The sequence below is a fragment of the Ensifer oleiphilus genome, from assembly GCF_013371465.1.
Lineage (GTDB): Bacteria > Pseudomonadota > Alphaproteobacteria > Rhizobiales > Rhizobiaceae > Ensifer > Ensifer oleiphilus.
This window is the reverse complement of record NZ_JABWDU010000002.1, coordinates 14,987-38,928: the sequence shown is the minus strand read 5'-3', so window position 1 is coordinate 38,928 and position 23,942 is coordinate 14,987. Positions and strand designations below refer to the sequence as shown.

Genomic DNA, 23,942 nt, shown 5'->3' with positions numbered 1-23,942 from the left:
GACAGGATCATAGGGAAATACTAGAACAAATAAAGAACAAACATTGCGCAAATCGACTAAATCTGTTGTGGATTACGCATGATGCGGGGCGTATCGGCGGCTAGGGACCGCTAAGATGCGCGCTCTTGAAATTCGAAAGCCGTGCCGGTGGCGCGGCAAAACCACGGGAAAAGCAATATGGCTGGTAGCGTCAACAAGGTGATCTTGGTCGGAAACGTCGGGGCAGACCCGGAAATCCGGCGCACGCAGGACGGCCGGCCGATCGCCAACCTGCGCATCGCCACATCGGAGACCTGGCGCGACCGCAACAGCGGCGAGCGCAAGGAAAAGACAGAATGGCACACCGTCGTCGTCTTCAACGAAGGCCTGTGCAAGGTCGTCGAGCAATACGTCAAGAAGGGCGCCAAGCTCTATATCGAAGGCGCGCTGCAGACCCGCAAATGGCAGGACCAGACCGGCAACGACCGCTATTCGACGGAAATCGTGCTGCAGGGCTTCAACTCGACGCTGACCATGCTTGACGGTCGCGGCGAGGGCGGCGGTGGTGGCGTCAGCCGTGGCGGCGGTAGCGACTTCGGTGGCGCCAGCAGCGGTGGTGGCTACGACGATTACGACCAGCCGTCGCGCCAGTCCTCCGGTGGCGGTCGCTCCGGCGGCGGCCAGGGTGGTCAGGGCAGCCAGGGCGGCGGCAACTTCTCGCGCGATCTCGACGACGACATCCCATTCTGAGCCACGCTTCGAGCGCAGCGATCTACGGGCGCCTATGGCGACCGTAATCGGCCCGCGCAGTCATCTGCAGGCTATGTCATCACACGCAAGAAGGGCCGGGAAACCGGCCCTTCTTGCGTCCAAGTGGATGGCCAAGGAGATGGGCGCTGCCGCCTGCTCTCCAAAGCCGAAGCGCTGGAAACGTCACGATCGTCTCAGATCGCCATCGCCGATTTTACACCATCGACGACGAACTGCACCGCAAGTGCCGCAAGAATGACCCCGAGCAAACGAGTGAGGATCGCCCGGCCGGTGACGCCGAGAAAGCGGTCGATGCGCTCGGCGATGACAAGGGCGAGGAACAGGCTGAACATCGACAGCGCGATGACGATCAGGAGCTGCGTGCGCTCGACCGCGGTCGGGAACGAGCCGGCGAGCAGGATCGTCGCGGAGATCGCACCAGGCCCGGCAATCAGCGGCAGGGCCAGCGGGAACACGGCGATATTGTGAATGTGGTCCTTGACGGTAGCATTCTCGCCGGTCTTTTCCTTTCGCTCCTGACGCTTCTCGAAGATCATCTCGAAGGCGATCCAGAACAAGAGCAGACCACCGGCGATGCGGAAGGCGCCGATGGAGATGCCGAGCAGGCCGAGAATGCCGTTACCGAAGACGGCGAAGGCAGCAAGGATGAAGAAGGCGATCAGCGAGCCGCGCGTGGCCACCTGAAAGCGCTCCTGCCGGCTGAGGCCGACCGTGAGGCTCAGGAAGATCGGAGCCAGCCCCGGCGGATCGAGCGTGACGAGCAGCGTTGTGAGTGCGTTGACCAAGAGGTCGACATTGAACATCCGTTTCCCCTTCCGGATTATCATGCGCGCCCCGAGTTTTCCCGGTGGCAGGACGGCATTGTTAGGCAAGCAAGGGGGGCTTGGGAAGGGGTCGGTGGCCAAAGCTTGAGCAATAGCTTAATGAGGATGTGACTGAACCTTTTCACAGCCGTTCAGGCCCGGCAGCCGACTTTGTCGCCAGCACTTCCGATTTCCGCTGCAATGCCCTAGAAAAGCCTGTTCCGACGGCAAAAGACTGTTCACAACCACGGGCCAAAATTGGCGCTTCCAGGCGCATTCCGCTATAAATATCCGACTGATTCTGAACAAAGATCGTGATCACAATTGACTGAGCAAAGCACTCCCGGCGGCGGAAAGACTCCGCCAGGCATCGAGCCGATTTCCATCATCGAGGAAATGCAGCGGTCCTATCTCGATTACGCCATGAGCGTCATCGTCAGCCGCGCGCTTCCAGACGTGCGTGACGGTCTGAAACCCGTTCATCGCCGCATCCTCTACGGGATGAGCGAGCTCGGCATCGACTGGAACAAGAAGTACGTCAAATGCGCCCGCGTCACCGGGGACGTGATGGGTAAGTATCACCCGCACGGCAACTCGGCGATCTACGACGCGCTGGCGCGCATGGCGCAGGACTGGTCGCTGCGGCTGCCCTTGATCGACGGTCAGGGCAACTTCGGCTCCGTCGACGGCGACCCGCCGGCGGCAGAACGCTACACCGAATGCCGCCTGCAAAAGGCCGCGCACTCGCTGCTCGACGACCTCGACAAGGAAACGGTCGATTTCCGCGACAACTACGACGGCACGCTGAGCGAGCCGGTGGTGGTGCCCGCGAAGTTCCCGAACCTGCTCGTCAACGGCGCCGGTGGCATCGCGGTTGGCATGGCGACCAACATCCCGCCGCACAACCTCGTCGAAGTCATCAACGGCTGTATGGCGTTGATAGACAATCCGGCGATCGAACTGCCGGAGCTGATGGAAATCATCCCGGGGCCGGACTTCCCGACCGGTGCGCTCATTCTCGGCCGTTCGGGCATCCGCTCGGCCTACGAGACCGGCCGCGGCTCGGTCATCATGCGCGGCCGTGCGCATATCGAGCCGATGCGCGGCGACCGCGAGCAGATCATCATCACCGAGATCCCATTCCAGGTGAACAAGGCGACGATGATCGAGAAGATGGCCGAACTGGTGCGCGACAAGCGCATCGAGGGCATCTCTGACCTGCGCGACGAGTCCGACCGCCAGGGCTACCGCGTCGTCGTCGAGCTGAAGCGCGACGCCAATGCCGACGTGATCCTGAACCAGCTCTACCGTTACACGCCGCTGCAGTCGTCCTTTGGCTGCAACATGGTGGCACTCAACGGCGGCAAGCCGGAGCAGATGACGCTGCTCGACATGCTCAGGGCCTTCGTCTCCTTCCGCGAGGAAGTCGTTAGCCGGAGAACGAAGTACCTGTTGCGCAAGGCGCGCGACCGCGCCCACGTGCTCGTCGGTCTCGCCATTGCGGTTGCCAACATCGACGAAGTGATCAAGCTGATCCGGCAGGCGCCGGACCCGCAGACCGCGCGCGAACAGTTGATGGAGCGCCGCTGGCCGGCGCATGACGTCGACAGCCTCATCCGACTGATCGACGATCCCCGTCACCGGATCAACGAAGACAACACCTACAACCTGTCGGAAGAGCAGGCTCGCGCTATTCTCGACCTGCGTCTGCAGCGCCTGACAGCGCTCGGTCGCGACGAAATCGGCGACGAACTCAACAAGATCGGCGAGGAAATCAAGGATTACCTCGATATCCTGTCGTCGCGTCTGCGCATCATGACCATCGTCAAGGACGAACTCACCGCCATCAGCCAGGAGTTCGGCACGCCGCGCCGCAGCGAGATCGCCGAAGGCGGTCCCGACATGGATGACGAGGACCTGATCGCCCGCGAAGACATGGTCGTGACCGTCTCGCATCTCGGCTACATCAAGCGCGTGCCGCTGACGACCTATCGTGCGCAGCGCCGCGGCGGCAAGGGCCGCTCCGGCATGGCGACGAGGGACGAGGATTTCGTTACCCGGCTATTCGTTGCCAATACCCACACGCCAATTCTGTTCTTCTCTTCGCGTGGCATCGTCTACAAGGAGAAGGTCTGGCGTCTGCCGATCGGCACGCCGCAGTCGCGCGGCAAGGCGCTGATCAACATGCTGCCGCTGGAGCCTGGCGAACGCATCACCACGATCATGCCGCTGCCCGAGGACGAGACCACGTGGGAAAACCTCGACGTCATGTTCTCGACGACCCGCGGGACGGTTCGCCGGAACAAACTTTCCGACTTCGTCCAGGTCAACCGCAACGGCAAGATTGCGATGAAACTCGAGGAAGATGGAGACGAGATTCTCTCTGTCGATACCTGCACCGAGCATGACGACGTCATGCTGACGACGGCGCTCGGCCAGTGCATCCGCTTCCCGGTCGACGACGTGCGTGTGTTTGCCGGCCGTAACTCGATCGGCGTTCGCGGCATCAACCTTGGCGATGGCGACCGCATCATCTCGATGGCGATCCTCGGCCATGTCGATGCCGAGCCATGGGAACGGGCTGCCTATCTGAAGCGTGCAGCCGCCGAGCGGCGGGCAACCAACGGCGATGAGGAAGAAATCGCGCTGGTCGGCGAAGAAGTCACCGAAGGTGGCGAACTCAGCAACGAGCGCTACGAAGAACTGAAGGCACGCGAGCAGTTCGTGCTGACGGTTTCGGAGAAAGGCTTCGGCAAGCGTTCGTCGTCCTACGATTTCCGCACTTCGGGTCGCGGCGGCAAGGGCATCCGCGCCACCGACACCTCGAAGACGGCAGAGATCGGCCAACTGGTCGCGACCTTCCCGATCGAAGACAACGACCAGATCATGCTCGTTTCCGACGGTGGCCAGCTGATCCGCGTGCCGATCAATGGCGTCCGGCTTGCAAGCCGCGCCACCAAGGGCGTGACGATCTTCTCGACGGCCAAGGACGAAAAGGTCGTCTCGGTCGAGCGCATCAGCGAGCCGGAAGGCGACGAAGAGGGCGAGGAACTGGTGGCCGCGGAAAACGGCGCACCGGAAACGCCTGAAGCCGAAGCCTGATAGACAGCTTCAATCGACCGAAAAGCCCGCCAATTGGCGGGCTTTTCTATTTGAGTACGACACCTCACGGCTGGCGAATATAGGTTCTCAGGCCGCTGGCGAGCGCGTCGAAGACAACGCGGCAACGGGGCGCGGTCTTCAGGTTCTCATGCATGACGAGCCAGGTCTCAAGCTTCATTGCAAAACCGGCTGCCAGAACCGGGAGAATATCGGGATCACGGGCGGCAAGCGCGTTCTGGCAGATGCCGATGCCGAACCCGGCGCGAATGGCGGCAAGCTGAGCCAGGTTGCTATCGGCCTTGAATGCAAAGCGCACTTCAGGCAGTTCTGGCGTGCGGGCGATGATGGCGCGGATTGCCGCCGTCTCACGATCGTAGCCGATCAGGCTATGTCGGCTCAGATCGGCAAGCGTCTCGGGTATGCCGCGCCGGTCGAGATAGCGCCGATGGGCATGAAAGCCGAGCGGCACCGCACCGATGTGGAGCGCCACCAGCGCATCCTGGGCCGGCACTGCCATGCGCACTGCAATGTCTGCCTCCTGCCGCAGGATGTCCTCGATCGCATCGGAGGCCGACAGTTCGACGGTCAGATCCGGATATTGCGCATGCAGTTCTGCAAGGATCGGCGGCAGCACCTCGATGCCGATCACTTCGCTCGCGCTGATGCGCACCGTTCCGCTGACGGTGTCCTGTTGGCCGGAGGCGGCGCGAAGCAGGGCCGCTGACGTCGCCGCCAGCGTTTCCGCATAGGGTTGCAGCGCCCGGGCGGCATCGGTCGGCAGCAGGCCCTGTGGAGAGCGGGTGAAGAGCGGAAACCCGAGCATCTCCTCCATCGCATCGACATGACGCCCGACCGTCGGCTGCGTCAGGCCGAGCTCGCGTGCGGCCCCTGACAGCGAGCCCTCCTTCAGCACCATCAGAAATGTCCGGTAGTAGTCCCAGCTTGGCTCAATCTTGCTCATACATAAAAGTATAGCCATGAAACGGAAAACGACAATTCCGTTTATCTGCGCGTTGCAGGACATTGTTGCCATCAGAACCGATGGAGACAAGCAATGACCGACAATCTGGATAAGGCAAGAACAGTCCTGGTATTGGGCGCAACGGGCGGCATCGGTAGTGCCGTTGCTCGCGGCCTCAGCCAGCGCGGATGGAAAGTGCGCGCACTCAACCGCAATGTCGCCAAGGCTGCCCAGAAGGCGCCCGCGTACGAGTGGATCGCGGGCGACGCGATGAAGCGACTGGACGTGCGCGCCGCCGCCGAGGGCGTCGAACTGATCGTCCATGCCGTCAATCCACCTGGCTACCGCAACTGGGGCAAACTGGTCCTGCCAATGCTCGACAACACGATTGCCGCTGCAAAAGCGGAAGGCGCCCGCATTCTTCTTCCTGGAACGATTTACAATTTTGGCCCCGATGCTTTCCCTGCGCTGACCGAAGACAGCCCTCAGCACCCACATACGGACAAGGGCATCATCCGCAAGGAGATGGAACTGCGGCTCAAGGCTGCGTCAGAAGGCGGTGTCGGCGTGATCATCCTGCGGGCAGGGGATTTCTTCGGTCCTGATGCCGCCAACAACTGGTTTTCGCAAGGGTTGGTCAAGCCCGGCAAGCCACTAAGCGCAATCAGCTATCCCGGAAGGAAGGGTATTGCCCATCAATGGGCCTATCTCCCGGACGTGGCCGAGACGATGATCCGTCTGGTCGAGCGCGCCACGGACCTGCCGGCCTTCGCCGTCTACCATATGCGCGGTTTCATCGATGATGACGGCACGAAGATGATCTCGGCCATCCGTCGCGTTGCAGGACAGCAAAGAATTCCGGTACGCGCATTCCCATGGTGGCTGGTGACGCTCACTTCCCCCTTCGTGCCGCTCTTTCGAGAGTTGCGAAAGATGCGTTACCTCTGGCGCAAGCCGCTGCAGATGCCGAACGACAAACTGCTGACCTTACTTGGCGAGGAGCCGCATACGCCGATCGATGAGGCCGTGGCCAAGACCCTGAAGTCGCTTGCCTGCCTGCCGCAGGCTACCGGACACATCGGAGCCGACGAGGCGTTGGCGCCTGCGACGATGGCAGTCAGTTCCTGAAGACCAGACAGGCGCCACCATTTTTCCGGATGGTGGCGCAAAGCGCATTGGCTTCCGCCTGGCTGTCGCGGCCGATGCGGGCGGCATAGCGAATACGGCGACCGAAGCTGGCGTTGCGTTCACGCAGCAGCAACGCCTTCTCGCTGCGAATCGGGGCCGGCAACCGCTTGGCGGCGTTGACGAACAGTCGCTGCGCAACCGACTTCTGAAAATGAGCAGCAAGCTGCACGCCCCAGGGGGCCCACTCCGCCTCGTCGATCACATCGATCTCGCGCAGCTGGCGCGTGCTTGCCAGCGCCACGCAGCCTTCGAGGAAATTCTTGTTCTTGTCGAGCGTCAGATCGAGCGTCTTAGGGGGATTGTCCCGCCAGTCCTCAACGCTATAGGCGGTGATCGCCAGCACATAGTTGCGCGTCTCGGACGGCAGCCAATCCACCTCGAGAAAGCGCTCAAGCCCGTTCTCACCGGCATTGTAGGCAGCGGCTGCAAAACCGAGATTGCCGTAGCGCGCCTTGAGCTCCCCAAGATACTCCGCCGATTTTCCAAGGGCGGCAACAACGTCGAAACTGTTGGACAGGCCGCGCATTTTCGCCGTGCCCGGCATAAACTGCGCGATGCCCTCGGCCCCTTTCGGGCTGACTGCATTCGGCCGAAACAGGCTTTCACGCCAGATCAGACGCGCAAAGAAGGCCGGTGGCAGATCATTGGCAGTGGCGTAGTGATCGATGACGCCGCAGACGTCGCGCTCAAAGCGTTCCTTGCTGACGCATAACGATTTGGCAGGATCAGTGGCGGACCGGCCGACATAGATGCATTTGGCGCGCACCGGCAAATCATCGATGCGGGCATGGGCAACATCCGGACGCGCTATGCCGACAGCAAGCAGCAGCGCCAGCAAACATCTGACAGCAAATGCAAGACCTTCTGAGCTGCCGTTCCCCATACCGTGTCGCCCGTAATGCCTCGCCGAAACTGACCAGCTTCCTACATAGCATCTTGCGGGGCTCGGAAAAACAGGTCCTTCAGGCGGGTGAGCCGGTCGGCAGCACCAACTGCATGAAGGTCAGATCCAGCCAGCGCCCGAACTTCGCCCCCACTTCACGCATTCGACCGGTTTCGGTGAACCCCAGCTGCTGGTGAAGCCGGATCGAGGCGGTATTCTCGGATTCTATCCCTGCCACCATCACATGCTTGTCAAGGCGTTCGGCCTCAGCGATCAGGGCGATCATCAACTTGCGACCGATGCCGTCGCCACGGCTTTTGCGATGGACATAGACGGAATGCTCGACCGTGTGCCGGTAGCCGTCAAACGCCCGCCAGTCGCCGAAGGAGGCGTAACCGACGATGTCGCCAGAATCGGATACCGCTGTCAGCACCGGGTATCCGGCATCGCTTCGCGCCTTGAGCCATGCAGATCGATTGGCGACATCGACAATCGTCTCGTTCCAGATGGCGGTCGTGTTGGCTACCGCGTCGTTGTAGATGTCGCAGATGGCCTGGAGGTCATCTTCCCTTGCTTGCCTGATCAGCATGTTGCCCCGCATATTCGTACACTATATGACTATGCGATGGATACTAAAGTGTACAGCCTGGATCAACGCATCAGTGATCGCATTCGCCTCGAACGAGAAATCCGCGGCTGGTCGCTGAGCGAGCTGGCTGAGCGCTCCGGCGTCTCCCGCACGATGATCCACAAGATCGAGCGCGCAGACAGCAGCCCGACAGCAACGTTACTTGCACGGCTTTCGGGGGCTTTCGGCCTGACCATGTCGACGCTGATTGCCCGCGCCGAAATTCAGGAAGGCCGCCTTTCGCGGCGCGCGCTTCAGCCGGTCTGGAGGGATCCGCAAAGCGGATACATCAGGCGGCATGTCTCGCCCCACTCGGACCTTCCGCTGGAACTGATCGAGGTCGAACTGCCTGCGGGCGCAGACGTGCCCATGCCGGCGGCCGCCTATGCCATGTTCCGCCAATTGATCTGGGTGAAGAACGGTGCCTTGACCTTCACGGAAGGTGAGGAGACGCATGTGCTGGCAGCCGGCGATTGCCTCGAACTCGGACCGCCAACCGACTGTATCTTCCGCAATGGCGGCGAGGCGCCATGTGTCTATGCGGTGATCCTGATCAAGAGCCGCTAACGGCAGCCGATCGGGCTTGGTAGCACCCGGTTGTTGCGAACACCTGTTGAAGCGGTGGGCGACCAGGTGCAAACGCGCGTTACAAACGATCAAGCCCCGCCGACCAGCGGGGCTTGAGGGATGCGGCGGTATCAGGCGACCTGTTCAAGAGACGGGTAGTCGGTATACCCCTTGGCTCCACCACCATAGAACGTCGCCTGGTCAGGCGCGTTCAGCGGAGCGTTCTCCTTCAGGCGCTCGACGAGGTCCGGATTGGCAATGAACGGCTTACCGAAGGCGACCAGATCGGCCTCGCCGTCTCTGACCGCTTTTTCCGCGAGATCGCGGTCATAGCCGTTGTTCGTCATCCAGGCGGCCTTGCCACCGGCCGCAGCGTAGACGGCGCGCAGCGCGTCGTAGTCGAACGGACGTTCCCCCTGCTGATGGTCGCGCGGGCCGCCGGTCGCACCCTCGATGATGTGGATATAGGCGAGGGGATAGCGGGCCAGGTTCTTGACGACATAGCTGAACAGCGGCTGCGGTTCCGGATCGAAGGCGTCGTTGGCGGGCGTCACCGGCGAAAGCCGGATACCGACACGACCGGCCCCGATCTCAGATGTGATGGCCTCGACCACCTGAAAAAGGAAGCGCGCACGGTTCTCGATCGAGCCGCCATAGGCGTCGGTGCGCTCGTTCGAGCCGGACCGCAGGAACTGGTCGATGAGATAGCCATTGGCGGCGTGTATTTCGACGCCGTCGAAGCCGGCATCGATGGCAGCGCGGGCCGCCTTGCGATAGTCCTCGACGATCCCATCAAGCTCGGAGATTTCGAGCGCACGTGGCTCCGAGGTTTCAGCAAACGAGCCGGTCCCGTCAGCATTGATCAGGTACGTCTTCGACTTTGCGCGGATCGCCGAAGGCGCCACCGGCTTGCCGCCGCCCGGCTGCAGCGTGTCATGTGAGATGCGACCGACGTGCCACATCTGCACGACGATGCGACCACCTTTGGCATGAACCGCATCAGTGACCTTGCGCCAGCCATCCAGCGCTTCCGGCGTGTAGAGGCCGGGCACGTCGGCATAGCCTTGGCCCTGCTGGGTAATCGCGGTTGCCTCCGTGATCAACAGGCCTGCCGATGCGCGCTGTTCGTAATAGGTGGCGTTGAGCGTGTTGGGCACGGCCTTCGGCGAACGATTGCGTGTCAGCGGCGCCATGACGATGCGGTTTTGCAGCGCGATGTCACCAACGGTGATGGGGTCGAAGAGGGTAGCCATTGCAGGTCCTTTCGGTTTCAGTTTGGTCTTTGGGAGGAGGTGGTCACAGGCTGCCGATGTCCTTGAGGAATTCGGCAATTGTTTCTTCGTTGCGCTTGTAGAAGACCCACTGGCCGAGACGCTTGGTCGTCACCAGGCCGGCGCGCTGAAGGATCGCGAGATGCGAGGATACGGTGGATTGCGACAGGCCGCAGCGCTCGAATTGGCCGGCGCAGACGCCCATTTCGAACGGATGCTCCTGCGTTGGGAAATGCGCCTGCGGCTCCTTCAACCAGGCAAGGATGTTCACTCTTGCGGGGTGCGCCAGGGCCTTGAAGATTTCGTCTCGATCCATCGTTCATCACCATATCGTGGTTTATCGATAATTGTATCGCCAATTATCGATATACAAATCACAAGGACGTGAACGGGAAAATGGGCAAAAAAAGAGGGCCTCAAGAAAACTTGGGCCCTTGTAGTTGTGAAGGTAATTAGAACCTCCAGAGGGGAACAGCTGCTGCGGTGGCGGGGAGGAGAAAGCCACCAAGAATGCATCAGCTGCATTTTGATATGGGAAGCGAAGTACCAGCTTTCAATAGCCGGCTGTGAATTTCGTCACGGCTCGCCCGTGTCCTGACAGTAGACAAAAAAAGAGGGCCGCAAGAAGACTTGGGCCCTTATAGTTGTGAAGGTAATTAAACCTCCAGAGGGGAACAGCTGCTGCGGTGGCACTGGGAGGAGAAGCCACCAAAGATGCATCAGCTGGGTGTGGTATGCTGCTTTTTTGAGCGGGCAGCAATCATTTAATATGCATGTCAGCCATGTCATGTGCGCATCACTGCCCAATTCTGCATCGCAAGAACAAAGTGCGGCACACTGAATGCACCGCACTGCAGAAATTACATAGACAAATCAGACGGATATGCTTATGCCTGGCAGATGCTCACAAATTGAGCAATGGCGCGATCGGCGTCAGAAGCTCCAATTGCGGGCCTTGGCGACGATGTAGTCGCGGAAGACCTTAAGCTTGGCGGCATTCTTCATCTCGTCCGGATAGCAGAAATACGTGTCGAAAGATGGGATATCGGCACTAATCGGAAGTTGTATGAGGCCCGGGTCGCGGCCGACGATATAGTCGGGCAGCATCGCGATGCCGATGCCGAGAAGGCAGGCGCGCTTGATCGAGGTCTGGCTGTTGATCTGCAGATGCGAGGTCCTTGGATTGTCGGAATCGCGACCGGCGATTTCGAGCCAGTTGACGTCAAGCAAGTAGTTCGGCGCAGGCTCACCGAAGGTAATGATGCGGTGATTGTCCAAGTCGTCAAGCGACTGCGGCTCGCCGTGCTTGTTGATGTAGGAGGGCGCCGCGTAGACGTGCATGTGCACGGTGAAAAGCTTGCGCTGGATCAGGTCGGACTGTTGCGGCTGGCGCAGGCGAATGGCGCAATCGGCATGCCGCATGTTCACGTCCAGCTCCTCGTTGTCGAGGATCAACTGAACCTGAACGTCCGGATGCAGCGACATGAACTCCTGGATCTTGTCGGTGAGCCATCCCTGGCCAAGGCCGACCGTCGTCGTGATGCGCAGCTTGCCGCTCGGCTTGTCCGTCGTCTCGCTCAGCTGCACCTTGACGCTTTCGAGCTTCATCAGCACTTCGTGCGCGGTGCGGTAAAGGATTTCGCCCTGCTCGGTGAGGATCAGGCCGCGCGCATGGCGGTGGAACAGCTTGATGCCGACATCCTGTTCGAGCGAACTCACCTGACGGCTGATCGCCGACTGAGAGAGATGGAGCTTGTCTGCCGCATGCGTGAACGACCCAGCCTCGGCCGCCGCGTGAAAAATGCGCAGTTTGTCCCAATCCAGCGACATGAAGTCCCCCATATGAAACCACCCCGGGGGACGGGATCATGTCCTCCGGGTGCGGCTGATGTATCTGTTCCCACACGGGAAAGGCTCCTTGCGGGATGCCTCCCGATTCGCAGCTTCTATTCGGCTGCAATTGCGACGGGCATATGACCCGCCAGGTATTTCTCGGCCTCGAGCGCTGCCATGCAGCCCATGCCGGCAGCGGTCACCGCCTGGCGATAGATATCGTCCGTGACGTCGCCTGCGGCAAAAACGCCGGGCACGTCCGTCGCCGTCGAATCAGCCGCTGTCCAGAGATAGCCGTTCGACTTTTGCCGAAGCTTGCCCTTGAACAACTCGACAGCCGGCGCGTGACCGATTGCCACGAAGACGCCGTCGGTCATCATGTCGCTCAATTCGCCCGTCTTGGTGTTGCGCAGCTTGACGCCATTGACCGACGCCGGCATTGGCGGCTTCGGCGCAGAACCCAGATATTCGACGACCTCATGGTCCCAGATGATCTTGACGTTGGGCTTGGCGAACAGGCGTTCCTGCAGGATCTTTTCGGCACGGAACGAATCGCGGCGGTGGACGACCGTCACCGTCTTTGCGAGGTTGGAGAGGTAGAGTGCCTCTTCGACGGCCGAATTGCCGCCGCCGACGACGATCACGTCCTTGTTGCGATAGAAGAACCCGTCGCAGGTGGCGCAGGCCGAAACGCCGAAGCCCATGAAGGTCGGCTCGGTTTCGATTCCGAGCCACTTTGCCTTGGCCCCGGTGGCGATGATCAGGGCGTCAGCCGTCCAGTCATTGCCGCTGTCCGTCTTGATCCGGAACGGACGAGCAGAAAGGTCGACATCCGTCACCAGATCGTTGACGATCTCGGCACCGACATGGGTCGCCTGCTTCAGCATCTGCTCCATCATCCAGGGACCCTGGACCGGATCGGCGTAGCCCGGATAGTTCTCCACATCGGTGGTGATCATCAACTGGCCGCCCTGTTCCATACCGGCTATCAGAACCGGTTCCAGCATCGCACGCGCCGTGTAGATGGCAGCGGTGTAGCCGGCTGGGCCGGAGCCGATGATCAGCACTTTTACATGGCGGGCAGTCATGGTCTCGTCCTTCGCTCACCGGTCGGCCAAAGGGCCATTTCCGGTTCCGTTACATCGTGGGCAAATAGTGCCATACTTTAGGGATTCCCCCCCGGGAGTTTCAAGGGCGGCAGCGGTAATACACACAAGTGCTTGAGCCCGTTGAACCGATTTGACACCAGATCGGGCATTTTTGCACCGCTCGCACCGCAACCGCACAAGTCACAAGCACGTGATCACATAGCCGCGGCAACTTGATCGGGTCCCCAGGTGTCACATGGACAGACGCAATACTCCGGCGCCGTCGGTACTCTCCCGCACCCGACGCGCGAACCACGACAGGCGCAAAGGCGCGGATGAAACGATTTAACCCGGTACGACTGCCGGCGAAAGCCGGTTTTCGCGCGAATAGTCAGCGCGGATGCTTGTTGTCGGACCTGTTTGGCGATATTTCACGCGGATTCACTTTGCTGGAGAGGCATATGGGGTTGAATGCAAGCCGCGTTTGGCTCGACCGCGAACTCGCCGCAGGCGGCAGTTCAAGATCGCAGAAAAGCCTTCTCCCTGATGTGAGCACCGGATCGCATATGCATGTCCCCAATTCTGCAGAATTGTGCTGCGAAAGCGCCGGGCTCGTGCTGGCCGAGCAAGGATGCGGACGCGGCACCGGCCGCACCATGTCGGTCGGGCGGGCTGTCTCCGGCCAATCGGTCATCTGCCCATCCTGAAATCATAGGCTCGGTGGCGACGCCACGCCGGGCGCAAAGACAAGAATACTGCTGTTTCGACTTAGCCTGTGCGCAAAAGTCGCCGTGTGAAAAGGACGAACCTTCATGACGAAACAAGTCGAGCTCGACGCAATCGATCTCAAGATCCTTCGCGAGCTCCAGCGTGACGGCAGGATGACCAATGTGGACCTCGCGCAACGCGTCGGCATTTCAGCGCCGCCCTGTCTCAGACGGGTGCGCAAGCTTGAGGAAACCGGCGTCATCAAGGGTTATTACGCGCTTCTGAATGCGCCAGCCCTCGGCTTCGATCTCGTCGCGTTCTGCATGGTCGGCCTCAAGCGGCAGTCCGAGGCGGATCTCAAGGCGTTCGCCGCGGCAACCGCCGAATGGCAGATCGTGCGCCAGGCATGGACCGTCTCGGGGGAAAGTGACTTTCTGCTTCACTGCGTTGCGGAGAACCTGACGGCGTTCCAGGATTTCGTCATTGAAGTTTTGACGGCCAACGAGCGGGTCGATACGGTGCGCACGATGTTGACCATTCGTCAGGTCAAGGATATCGGGCTGGTCCAGATCTAGGATCCAGACGACTTGAGGATCCGCAACGGCAGCGAGGCTCCCTTGGAGAACGCAGACACGACCGGAGTTGAGTGGCGTCATCCATGAGCAAACTTCCGCTTTCAGCCTTCGTCATCTGCCAGAATGAAGAGGCCTATCTCGGCAATTGCATCGAGAGCCTCGAACAGTGTGCCGAGATCGTCATCGTCGATTCGGGATCGACGGATGGTACCGCCGCCCTCGTGCAATCCTTCGTCGACAAGGGCTGGCCGATCCGCTTCATGCACGAGCCATGGCGAGGTTATGCGGGCCAGAAGCAGTTCGCGCTAGACCAATGCACGCAGCCATGGTGCTTCAACATCGATTCCGACGAGCGTCTGGATGAATCGCTGAAGGCGCTTCTGCCCTCGCTTCTCGATGCCAATGCCGAAACCGTCGGCTGGCGTGTGGCGCGCCGCCCGTATCTGATCGGCTACGGATACACGCCGGAACGGGTGCACGAGCGCCGCAATCTGCGCCTGATCCGCAAGGGCAGGGGACGTTACGACCTCAATCAGAAAGTGCACGAGGGTATCGTGCCCGACGGCCAGGTGGGCGTCGCACGCAAGGGCAGCCTGCTTCACTATCGCCCGCTTGTCATCGACGAGCAGATTCTGAAAGAAAACAAATATTCGACGCTGAAGGCCGATCAGCAATTCGCCGCCGGAAAGCCGCCGCGGCCTTACAAAATGCTGGCGAGCCCGCCGCTCTATTTCTATCGTCTCTATTTCCGCAACGGGCTTTGGCGCTGCGGCTTCCCCGGCTTCATCGAAGCCATGACCGGGGCCGTCTATGCATTCCTGACCGCCGCCAAGATCTATCAGAGGCACGCGCTGAAGCGCCATCCGAACCATGACGACATGGATCGGCAGCGCCGCAAGCCGTGAGGTTCCCATGAAAGTCATGCACTACCACTTCGGCAAGGATGGAGGCGCGGAACGCTTCTTCGTCCACCTCGTCAACTCCCTGGCTGAGCGCGGTGTCGAGCAGACGGCCGTCATTCGTCCGGGACGGCTCTGGCGCAAGGACATCGAAGGCGCGACCCGAATTGTGGAAAGCAATTTCCGCAACCTCTCGCTCGACCGCATCCTGCTGCCGATGAAGGTCAGCAGCATGGCGCGGCGCGAGAAGCCGGACGCATTGTTCGCGTGGATGCCACGCGCGAGCCGGCTGATGCCGAACTACAAGGGATGCATCAAGATCTCGCGGCTCGGCGACTATCCGCTCCGTCTCGACTATTTCCGCAACACCGACTGCCTCGTCTGCAACACGCCGGGTATCGCCGAACACGTCCGCAACATCGGCTGGAAGCGCGATGTCGAGGTGATCTCCAACTTCACCAACACCGAACGTGTCGCCGCCGTCGACCGAGCGACGCTGGACACGCCGGACAATGTGCCGGTGGTGATGTCGATGGGTCGATTCGTTCCGCGCAAAGGTTTCCATACGTTGATCGAGGCGATCGCAAAGGTGCCGGATGTGCACCTCTGGCTGATCGGCGATGGCGAGCAGCGCGAAAACCTGGAAAAGCTTGCCGCGGACCTCGGTGTGACAAACCGTGTTCGCTTCGCCGGATGGCAGAAAGACGTGCGTCCGTTCCTGGCCGCCGCAGATATCTTCGTGATGGCGTCGAGCCATGAGCCGCTCGGCAACGTCGTTCTCGAAGCCTGGGCGCAAGGGACGCCGGTGGTTTCCAGCCGCTCTGAAGGTCCGCAATGGTTCATGCGTGACGGTGAGAACGGCCTGATGGTCGATATCGGCGATGCCGAGGGTTTCGGCCGCGCCATCGAGCGCATAGCAAACGACCGTCAACTCGGCTTGCGCCTGGCAGAACGCGGCCACGAAACCCTGATGAATCAGTTCTCGAAGCAAGCAATCACCGACGCGTACATGAAGCTGTTCGCCTCAAGGAAATAGCCGCCTGAACGCTCAGGCGGTCAGCGCATCAGCCGCTCATACACCCGGTTGATGGCGCCGGCTTCACCTTCGATCGCAAACGAGGAGGCGGTGCGCGCAAGGCCATTCGCGCCCGCCGCAATGCGTCGCCGGTCGTCATCCATGAAGGCGGCCGTCGCCTCGACCATGGCCTGAAGGTTGTCGGCCGGCACGATCGTGCCGGTTTGCGTGGTGCCGGTCGCGACCAGTTCAGAAAATGCGCCGACATCCGCGGCGACGACGGGAACGCCCGTTGCCATGGCCTCAAGCGGCGTCAGGCCGAAACCCTCCCAGCGTTGCGGCGCAACGAAAAGATCAAGCGCCCGGTACCAGTCCGGAATGTTGGTGTGCTCACCGACGAACAGGATACGTTCGGCAAGTCCTGCCTTCGCGACGCGTTCCTTGAGCTCGTTTTCAAACGCCACGTGCGGCCCAGTGGCGCGGCCGGCAACGATCGCGCTCCAACCAGGGCGGCAGGGTAGGAGTGCAATCATGCTGTCAACGAAAAGATCCGTGCCCTTCTGCCGACGGACGCGTCCGAAGCAGCCGACGAACTTTTGCGCCGGGTCGACGCCAAGGGCCGCTTTTGCTTGCGCCGGATCGACGGCAGGGTGGAACCGCTTGGTATCGATGCCGTGGAGGATGACGTCGTTAGGCACTTCGAGATAGGCGGCGGTCTTGCCACTGGTCGCGATCACCGCGTCCATCCGACCGATCAGGAATTTGCTCCAGCCCGTGTGGCGGCGTTGCGATGCCGAGGTGAAGGCGATCTTCAACTTCATGCGCAAGAGATCGCGCAGGATGATCGCCGGCAACATCTCCACATTGCGGCGCGCGTGCCAGACACGACAACGCCGGCCAAAAGGCGCCTTCCAAAGATGCAGGAGATCGAGAAACCGGATCGACGGCAGGCTCTCGGGAAGGCCCGGGCCAAGCACCGCAATCTTCTGACCCAGCGCGCGCTGGATCGGAATCAGTTGGATGATGGTCGAGGTAACGCCCGAGAGGCGCCGCTTGAAATTGGGAGCGATGACCTCGACGTCCCGGATATCGGCCACGGAAGCGCTCTCCTTGGGCATGCGACAAACAATGTCATGAAAGAAGCGGATTGGGGCGAAGCGGAACCGTCGCCCCAAGGGGCCATCAGCCCCAGTTTACCGCGAGGATTTCATATGCCTTCGAACCGCCTGGGGCGTTCACTTCGATGGAATCACCGACTTCCTTGCCGATCAGCGCGCGGGCGATCGGCGACGAAATCGAGATGCGTCCTGCCTTCACGTCAGCTTCCTGATCGCCAACGATCTGGTAGGTCTTTTCTTCCTCGGTATCCTCGTCGACAAGCTTCACCTTGGCGCCGAACTTGATCTTCGAGCCGGACATCTTCGAGAGGTCGATGACCTCGGCACGCGCGATCAGATCCTCGAGTTCGCCGACGCGACCCTCGTTGTGGCTCTGCGCTTCCTTGGCCGCATGGTATTCGGCATTTTCCGACAGGTCGCCATGGGCGCGGGCTTCGGCGATGGCCTCGATGATTCGTGGCCGCTCTTCCTGCTGGCGCCAGCGCAGCTCCTCCTGCAGGTTGACGAATCCACCCTGTGTCATCGGCACTTTGTCGACCATTTCAATGTCCTTCATCAAGAACGAGGCGCCGCTTGGGGGCGGCGCCAACGCAAAAGAAAACGGTCTCCGGCACGCAAGCGCCGGAACCGTCCGAAATATCCGAACCGTTCTTATAGCAGAAAGGAAACTGCCAATGCCAGATTTTTCGCCATGATCCACCGTCCGCTTGGGACAGTACGCAACCTGTAGGCGCCGGTGGAAAATCCATATCGTGAAAGAATCGGCTTTACCTCAACCGCGATTGAGGTCGTAACAGTTTCGTTTCCCGAATGACGAACAGACGGAAATGACAGCAATGAGCATGACAAAAGACGGTCGCATCACCGAAAAATCAGCCCCGCCCCAGGAGGAAGAAGGGCGTTGGGGCGAGTTGTTGCAACCCAACCATCTGGCGGCGACCGTGACGCTTTGCCTTGGTGTCGCGCTGTTCGCCTTCAACGAGTTCTTCATCTCCACAGCCCTCCCGACGGCGGTCGAGGAATTTGGCGGCGCGGCGTTACTCTCCTGGGCGTTCACGCTCTATCTTGTCTTTGCAATCATCGGCGGTGCATTGGCGGCAAACCTCAAGGCGCGGTTCGGCGCCCGCAACACGCTGATCGCGGCAGCACTTGTCTTTGTCACTGGCACGGTGGTTGCGACGCTGGCAACGAGCATGCCGCAGGTCCTGGTCGGACGGTTGTTTCAGGGGTTGGGCGAGGGCGTCATCGCCGCCATCTGCTATGCGTTGATCCCTGAACTCTTTCCGCCGAGGCTCGTCCCGAAAGTCTTCGGCGCCGAAGCGATCGTCTGGGCAAGTGCGGCGTTCAGCGGCCCGCTCATTTCAGGATTTCTTACCGAACATTGGTCGTGGCGCGCGGCGTTCTTCGTCAATATTCCCGCTGCCGCCATCTTCATCGCGCTTGTCGTCGCCATCGTGCCGAGGCAATCGGCTTCGGTGCGCAGCTCACAATCTATCCCTCTTCTTCGGCTTATGGCGTTCGGGCTCGGCATATTGCTGATCTCGGTTTCGAACATGCTTCAGAACGGATTTGCCATGGCGGCCCTGCTGGTCGTGGCGATCGCTATCCTCATCAACACTGTTCATCTCGATCGTCGCTCCGAACATTCGATCCTGCCGCTTGGGGCCTTTGCGATCGGACGTCCGCTCGGCACCGGCCTCTGGATCATCCTGCTGATGCCGTTGGCGCAGGCCTCCGGTTCCGTCTACCTTGTCTACGGCCTGCAGCACCTGTGGGACTTCAGCCCAACGGCAGCCGGTTTCTCCAGCGCGTTGATGGCGATGTCGTGGAGCTTGACAGCGATCCTGGTTGCTAGCCTTCGCTCGCATGAAGCGCGTGTGCGGCTGATCTCGGCGGGCCCCCTCCTTCTTTGCCTCGGTCTCATCGGACTAACGGTGGCGATCGCAACAGGTGAACCTCGGCTGGTCTTTGCAGGGCAGATTGCCATTGGTGCCGGTTTCGGCGTCTGCTGGGGCACCCTCAGCCAATTGCTGATGGATGTTTCGCCAGCGGCAGAAAGAGACAAGACATCGGCGCTGCTGCCGACGCTGCAATCGGCCGGTTATGCAATCGGTGCGGCCGTCTTTGGACTGACGGCCAACCTGCGCGGCTTCGATGAAGGTGCACGGGTGGCGGTCATGCGTGACGCGCTGCTGGCGGTCTTCGTCATCGCTTGCGTGATTTCGATCGGATCGCTGTTATTCGGCATCAGGACTGTCCGGCTTGCGCGCAGTCGAAGGTCAACGCGCTCAAAGGCGCGGACACAACGTCCCGTGGCCGTTGACTGATCACCAGGCTGTGCACAGGGCGATGACGGCTTCTACGGGGCGGCGGAACACGCCCGCCCTGTGGCGGCCGATTAGAGCGTCCTGTTCGCGGCCACGGCCATCGGAAGGCGCGATCACCGCCAGCAACTCGCCGTTGTCAGAGCGCACATGAACCTTCAGAGATCCGTAATCGGCGTCACGGCCGATCTTGTCGGCAATTCGCTGGCCGTAATACAACGCGGAGCCCTCGTCGAAGTGGCTGATGCCATCCTCGTCGACAAAACGCTCGTCGCCCCAATACAAATCAAAGAAATACACCTGCACGATGTTGCCCCATCCCATGCGCAGTGCCGGATGTTTCCGGCTTGGGAGCGCATGTGGGCATCTAACCATCCGCTGGCCGAATGCAGGCTGAACCCGGCATTCACTTGGCGTTCACAACCATGACGGCGAGGTTGCGCACTCGGTGCGACTTCGACTGGAGCAGCTGCTCATAAGCGCGGTGCCGGATTCGTGGGGACTGCACCGGCCCATAGGCAGAAGGCCAGAACTGCGCGCATACAGACATGCGCGCAGTCGTTGTTCGATCAGGCCTTGAAGTAGCTCTGGAGCGGGCGAACCTCGAGGTTGCCGGCCTTGAGTGCCTTGATGGCGCGTGCCGCCGCCTCTGCGCCGGCCATGGTGGTGTAGTAGGGCACCTTCTGCATCAGCGTTGCACGGCGAAGCGACTTGGAGTCGGAGATCGCCTTGTTGCCATCGGTCGTATTGATGACGAGCTGGACCTGGCGGTTGCGGATTGCGTCCTCGACGTGCGGACGGCCTTCCTGGACCTTGTTGACCTTGATCGCTGCGATGCCGTTTTCACCGAGGAAACGGGCGGTCCCACCGGTCGCCATCACCTTGAAGCCGATGTCGACGAGGATGCGGATCGCCGGCAGAACGCGGGTCTTGTCCTCGTCGCGGACCGAAACGAAGACCGTTCCGTCGCGCGGCAGATCGACGCCGGCGCCGAGCTGCGACTTGGCGAACGCCAGCGCGTAGTCGGTATCAAGGCCGATGACTTCGCCGGTCGAGCGCATTTCCGGGCCGAGCAGCGTATCGACGCCGGGGAAGCGGGCGAACGGGAACACGGCTTCCTTGACCGCAATGTGCTTCAGGTTGCGCGGGTCGGGCTTTTCGCCATAGGCGGCAATCGCCACATCCAGCGCTTCGCCGGCCATGATGCGGGCGGCGATCTTGGCGATCGGGGCGCCGATGGTCTTGGCAACGAAGGGCACGGTGCGCGAGGCGCGCGGGTTGACTTCGAGGACGTAGATCGTGCCGTCCTTGATCGCGAACTGCACGTTCATCAGACCGCCGACATTGAGCGCCTTGGCCAGCGCCGTGGTCTGGCGCTCCAGTTCGTCGACCATCGCGGAGTCGAGCGTGTGAACCGGCAGCGAGCAAGCGCTGTCGCCGGAGTGAATGCCGGCTTCCTCGATGTGCTCCATGATGCCGGAGACGAACACGTCCTTGCCGTCGCAGAGGCAGTCGACGTCCACTTCGGTGGCGTTGGTCAGGTAGCTATCGAACAAAAGCGGGTTCTTGCCGAGCAGCGTGTTGATCTGGCCGGTCTTGTCGTTCGGGTATCGCTGCTTGATGTCTTCGGGAACCAGGCCTGGAACCGTATCGAGCAGGTAGGTCTGCAGCATGCTTTCCGAATGGATGATCTGCATCGCCCGGCCGCCGAGAACGTAGGACGGACGCACTACCAGCGGGAAGCCGATTTCGGCGGCAACGAGGCGCGCTTGTTCGACCGAGTAGGCGATACCGTTGTTCGGTTGGTTGAGGTCGAGCTTCATCAGCAGCTTCTGGAAGCGATCGCGGTCCTCGGCCAGATCGATCATGTCGGGTGCGGTACCGAGGATCGGGATGCCGTTCTTTTCCAGCGCTTCGGCCAGCTTCAGCGGCGTCTGACCGCCGAACTGCACGATGACGCCGACAAGCTCGCCCTTTTCCTGTTCGGCGCGCATGATCTCGATCACGTCTTCGGCCGTGAGCGACTCGAAGTAGAGACGATCCGAGGTGTCGTAGTCGGTCGACACGGTCTCGGGGTTGCAGTTGATCATGATCGCTTCATAACCGGCGTCCTTCAGGGCGAAGGCCGCGTGGCAGCAGCAATAATCAAACTCGATGCCCTGACCGATCCGGTTCGGGCCGCCGCCGAGGATGACGACCTTCTTGCGGTCGGAGACATCGGCTTCGGATCGGGCCGCGCCCACGAAGGGCGTCTCGTAGGTCGAGTACATGTAGGCGGTCGGCGAGGCGAACTCGGCCGCGCAGGTGTCGATGCGCTTGTAGACCGGGCGGACATTGAGCGCGTTGCGCAGTTCCGCGACTTCCTTCGGGCGCTTACCGCCGAGTGTCGCGAGCCGGGCGTCGGAGAAGCCCATCGCCTTCAGCATGCGCAGGTTCTCGGCGTCCTGCGGCAGACCGTGCTCGCGGATGCGCGCTTCCATGTCGACGATCGCCTTGAACTGGGCGATGAACCACGGATCGATCTTGCTCGCCTCATGAACTTCGGCTTCGCTCATGCCGAGACGCAGCGCCTGGGCAACCATGCGCAGGCGGTCCGGCGTTGGTGTGCCGATGGCAGCGCGGATGGCGTTGCGGCCGTCGCCGTTCTCGTCCATGTCGGGAATTTCGATTTCGTCGAGACCGGTCAGGCCGGTCTCCAGGCCACGCAGCGCCTTCTGCAGCGATTCGGCGAAGGTGCGGCCGATCGCCATGACTTCGCCGACCGACTTCATCGCCGTGGTCAGCACCGGCGATGCGCCCGGGAATTTCTCGAAGGCAAACCGCGGGATCTTGGTGACGACGTAGTCGATCGACGGCTCGAACGATGCCGGCGTCGCGCCGCCGGTGATGTCGTTTTCGAGCTCGTCGAGCGTGTAACCGATCGCAAGCTTGGCCGCGATCTTGGCGATCGGGAAGCCGGTCGCCTTTGAGGCGAGCGCCGAGGAGCGCGAAACGCGCGGGTTCATTTCGATGACGACGAGACGGCCGTCCTTCGGGTTGACGGCGAACTGTACGTTCGATCCGCCTGTTTCAACGCCGATCTCGCGCAGAACCGCGATCGAGGCGTTGCGCATGATCTGGTATTCCTTGTCCGTCAGCGTCAGCGCCGGAGCAACGGTGATCGAATCGCCGGTGTGCACGCCCATCGGGTCGATGTTTTCGATCGAGCAGATGATGATGCAGTTGTCCGCGGTGTCGCGGACGACCTCCATCTCGTATTCCTTCCAGCCGAGAACCGATTCTTCGATCAGCACTTCGGTGGTCGGCGAGGCGTCGAGGCCGCTGCCGACGATGTCGAAGAATTCCGTGCGGTTATAGGCAATGCCGCCGCCGGTGCCGCCGAGCGTAAACGACGGGCGGATGATCGCCGGCAGGCCGACATCGTCGAGCGCCTGCGCGGCGATTGCCACGGCATGGTTCATGTAGCGCTGCTTGCGGTCGCCTTCGCCGAGGTTCCACTGGTTTTCCAGTTCGTCGAGCGCCTTGTCGAGATCGGGGCCGGAAAGGCGGCTCTTCAGTTCGGCACGCTCCGCTTCATGCACCTTGCGGTCGTGATCCTTGATGTCGGTGGCGTTGGCCAGACGCGACTTCGGCGTCTCCAGGCCGATCTTCGCCATCGCTTCGCGGAAGAGCGCGCGGTCTTCTGCCTTGTCGATCGCATCCGGCTTGGCGCCGATCATCTCGACATTGTAGCGGTCGAGAACGCCCATGCGGCGCAACGACAGCGCCGTGTTGAGCGCGGTCTGGCCGCCCATGGTCGGCAGCAGCGCGTCCGGGCGCTCCTTGGCGATGATCTTGGCGACGACTTCAGGGGTGATCGGCTCGACGTAGGTCGCGTCCGCCAGGCCCGGGTCGGTCATGATCGTTGCCGGGTTGGAGTTGACGAGGATGACGCGGTAGCCTTCCTCCTTCAGCGCCTTGCAGGCCTGGGTCCCGGAATAGTCGAATTCGCATGCCTGACCGATGACGATCGGCCCCGCGCCGATGATGAGGATCGATTTGATATCTTGGCGCTTCGGCATGGTCGGTCATCCGTTTCTAGCTGCGCGAAAAACCGGCCAAGGTGGGAGGTCACCGGCCGGGCACGCATTGATGGTCTTTTCAGGCTAGAAGCGGCTTATAGGCAAATGTATCCGCAAGCGAAACCCCGAAAATTCCGGAATCGACAGGAAAGCCGACATATTTCGGCA

General features: G+C 61.2%; 21 protein-coding genes. 9 read left to right on the top strand and 12 right to left on the bottom strand.

Features of this window, described 5'->3' with window-relative positions; all coding sequences use genetic code 11:
* Positions 1–177 precede the first annotated feature (177 nt).
* A complete protein-coding gene (locus HT585_RS06950; protein ID WP_176352241.1) occupies positions 178–729 on the top strand; it encodes a single-stranded DNA-binding protein in 552 nt (183 codons plus the stop codon).
* Positions 730–923: 194 nt separating this feature from the next.
* On the opposite strand, the gene HT585_RS06945 is transcribed toward HT585_RS06950, so the two are convergent.
* A complete protein-coding gene (locus HT585_RS06945; RefSeq protein WP_176352240.1) occupies positions 924–1,553 on the bottom strand; it encodes a MarC family protein in 630 nt (209 codons plus the stop codon).
* A 324-nt stretch (positions 1,554–1,877) separates the two neighbouring features.
* Between HT585_RS06945 and gyrA the strand changes: the two genes are divergently transcribed.
* Positions 1,878–4,655 carry a DNA gyrase subunit A gene (gene gyrA, locus HT585_RS06940; protein ID WP_176352239.1) on the top strand — a complete coding sequence of 926 codons (2,778 nt, stop codon included), beginning with the start codon at positions 1,878–1,880 and terminating at the stop codon, positions 4,653–4,655.
* Between the two features lie 64 nt (positions 4,656–4,719).
* Here gyrA and HT585_RS06935 read toward each other — a convergent pair whose 3' ends face one another.
* Positions 4,720–5,616 (bottom strand): LysR family transcriptional regulator, encoded by an 897-nt coding sequence (locus HT585_RS06935; protein ID WP_176352238.1) that lies wholly within the window; start codon positions 5,614–5,616, stop codon positions 4,720–4,722.
* 93 nt (positions 5,617–5,709) lie between these two features.
* Here HT585_RS06935 and HT585_RS06930 point away from each other — a divergent pair, with 93 nt between their 5' ends.
* Positions 5,710–6,744, top strand: coding sequence for an SDR family NAD(P)-dependent oxidoreductase (locus HT585_RS06930; RefSeq protein ID WP_176352237.1), 1,035 nt, complete (start codon positions 5,710–5,712; stop codon positions 6,742–6,744).
* Here the strand turns inward: HT585_RS06930 and HT585_RS06925 are convergent.
* Positions 6,734–7,687 carry a lytic transglycosylase domain-containing protein gene (locus tag HT585_RS06925; protein WP_176352236.1) on the bottom strand — a complete coding sequence of 318 codons (954 nt, stop codon included), beginning with the start codon at positions 7,685–7,687 and terminating at the stop codon, positions 6,734–6,736. The two genes, HT585_RS06930 and HT585_RS06925, sit on opposite strands and share 11 nt — an antisense overlap.
* Positions 7,688–7,766: 79 nt before the next feature.
* On the bottom strand, positions 7,767–8,276 hold the full coding sequence (locus HT585_RS06920) for a GNAT family N-acetyltransferase (RefSeq protein WP_176352235.1): 510 nt from the start codon (positions 8,274–8,276) through the stop codon (positions 7,767–7,769).
* A gap of 36 nt (positions 8,277–8,312) precedes the next feature.
* On the opposite strand from HT585_RS06920, the gene HT585_RS06915 reads away from it, so the two are divergent.
* Complete coding sequence (locus HT585_RS06915; protein ID WP_176352234.1) at positions 8,313–8,882, top strand: helix-turn-helix domain-containing protein; 570 nt, start codon at positions 8,313–8,315, stop codon at positions 8,880–8,882.
* Positions 8,883–9,013: 131 nt separating this feature from the next.
* Here the strand turns inward: HT585_RS06915 and HT585_RS06910 are convergent, their stop codons facing one another.
* The 4 genes from HT585_RS06910 to trxB all read right to left on the bottom strand — a co-directional run bounded on the left by HT585_RS06910 (position 9,014) and on the right by trxB (position 13,074).
* Complete coding sequence (locus HT585_RS06910; protein WP_176352233.1) at positions 9,014–10,135, bottom strand: alkene reductase; 1,122 nt, start codon at positions 10,133–10,135, stop codon at positions 9,014–9,016.
* Positions 10,136–10,178: 43 nt separating this feature from the next.
* Positions 10,179–10,469 (bottom strand): ArsR/SmtB family transcription factor, encoded by a 291-nt coding sequence (locus HT585_RS06905; protein WP_173420003.1) that lies wholly within the window; start codon positions 10,467–10,469, stop codon positions 10,179–10,181.
* 617 nt (positions 10,470–11,086) lie between these two features.
* Positions 11,087–11,983 (bottom strand): LysR family transcriptional regulator VtlR, encoded by an 897-nt coding sequence (locus HT585_RS06900; RefSeq protein WP_038577011.1) that lies wholly within the window; start codon positions 11,981–11,983, stop codon positions 11,087–11,089.
* Between the two features lie 116 nt (positions 11,984–12,099).
* Positions 12,100–13,074, bottom strand: a complete 975-nt coding sequence (gene trxB / locus HT585_RS06895) for a thioredoxin-disulfide reductase (RefSeq protein WP_176352232.1) — start codon at positions 13,072–13,074, stop codon at positions 12,100–12,102.
* A 335-nt stretch (positions 13,075–13,409) separates the two neighbouring features.
* Between trxB and HT585_RS06890 the strand changes: the two genes are divergently transcribed.
* The 4 genes from HT585_RS06890 (at position 13,410) to HT585_RS06875 (ending at position 16,292) form a co-directional block, all read left to right on the top strand.
* Complete coding sequence (locus HT585_RS06890) at positions 13,410–13,781, top strand: hypothetical protein (protein ID WP_176352231.1); 372 nt, start codon at positions 13,410–13,412, stop codon at positions 13,779–13,781.
* A gap of 105 nt (positions 13,782–13,886) precedes the next feature.
* Positions 13,887–14,357, top strand: coding sequence for an Lrp/AsnC family transcriptional regulator (locus HT585_RS06885; RefSeq protein ID WP_176352230.1), 471 nt, complete (start codon positions 13,887–13,889; stop codon positions 14,355–14,357).
* Positions 14,358–14,440: 83 nt separating this feature from the next.
* The gene (locus HT585_RS06880; RefSeq protein ID WP_176352229.1) at positions 14,441–15,262 is read left to right on the top strand and encodes a glycosyltransferase family 2 protein; all 822 of its coding nucleotides are present in this window, start codon (positions 14,441–14,443) and stop codon (positions 15,260–15,262) included.
* Between the two features lie 7 nt (positions 15,263–15,269).
* A complete protein-coding gene (locus tag HT585_RS06875; RefSeq protein WP_176352228.1) occupies positions 15,270–16,292 on the top strand; it encodes a glycosyltransferase in 1,023 nt (340 codons plus the stop codon).
* A gap of 20 nt (positions 16,293–16,312) precedes the next feature.
* Here HT585_RS06875 and HT585_RS06870 read toward each other — a convergent pair whose 3' ends face one another.
* Both HT585_RS06870 and greA read right to left on the bottom strand, forming a co-directional pair.
* Positions 16,313–17,368 carry a glycosyltransferase gene (locus HT585_RS06870; RefSeq protein WP_176352227.1) on the bottom strand — a complete coding sequence of 352 codons (1,056 nt, stop codon included), beginning with the start codon at positions 17,366–17,368 and terminating at the stop codon, positions 16,313–16,315.
* 85 nt (positions 17,369–17,453) lie between these two features.
* Positions 17,454–17,930, bottom strand: a complete 477-nt coding sequence (greA, locus tag HT585_RS06865; protein WP_025427081.1) for a transcription elongation factor GreA — start codon at positions 17,928–17,930, stop codon at positions 17,454–17,456.
* A 301-nt stretch (positions 17,931–18,231) separates the two neighbouring features.
* Between greA and HT585_RS06860 the strand changes: the two genes are divergently transcribed.
* Positions 18,232–19,716 (top strand): MFS transporter, encoded by a 1,485-nt coding sequence (locus HT585_RS06860; RefSeq protein ID WP_425513733.1) that lies wholly within the window; start codon positions 18,232–18,234, stop codon positions 19,714–19,716.
* On the opposite strand, the gene HT585_RS06855 is transcribed toward HT585_RS06860, so the two are convergent.
* Together HT585_RS06855 and carB are read right to left on the bottom strand one after the other, a co-directional pair.
* Positions 19,717–20,037, bottom strand: a complete 321-nt coding sequence (locus HT585_RS06855; protein ID WP_176352225.1) for a DUF6894 family protein — start codon at positions 20,035–20,037, stop codon at positions 19,717–19,719.
* 245 nt (positions 20,038–20,282) lie between these two features.
* Positions 20,283–23,774 carry a carbamoyl-phosphate synthase large subunit gene (carB, locus tag HT585_RS06850; RefSeq protein WP_176352224.1) on the bottom strand — a complete coding sequence of 1,164 codons (3,492 nt, stop codon included), beginning with the start codon at positions 23,772–23,774 and terminating at the stop codon, positions 20,283–20,285.
* Positions 23,775–23,942 lie beyond the last annotated feature (168 nt).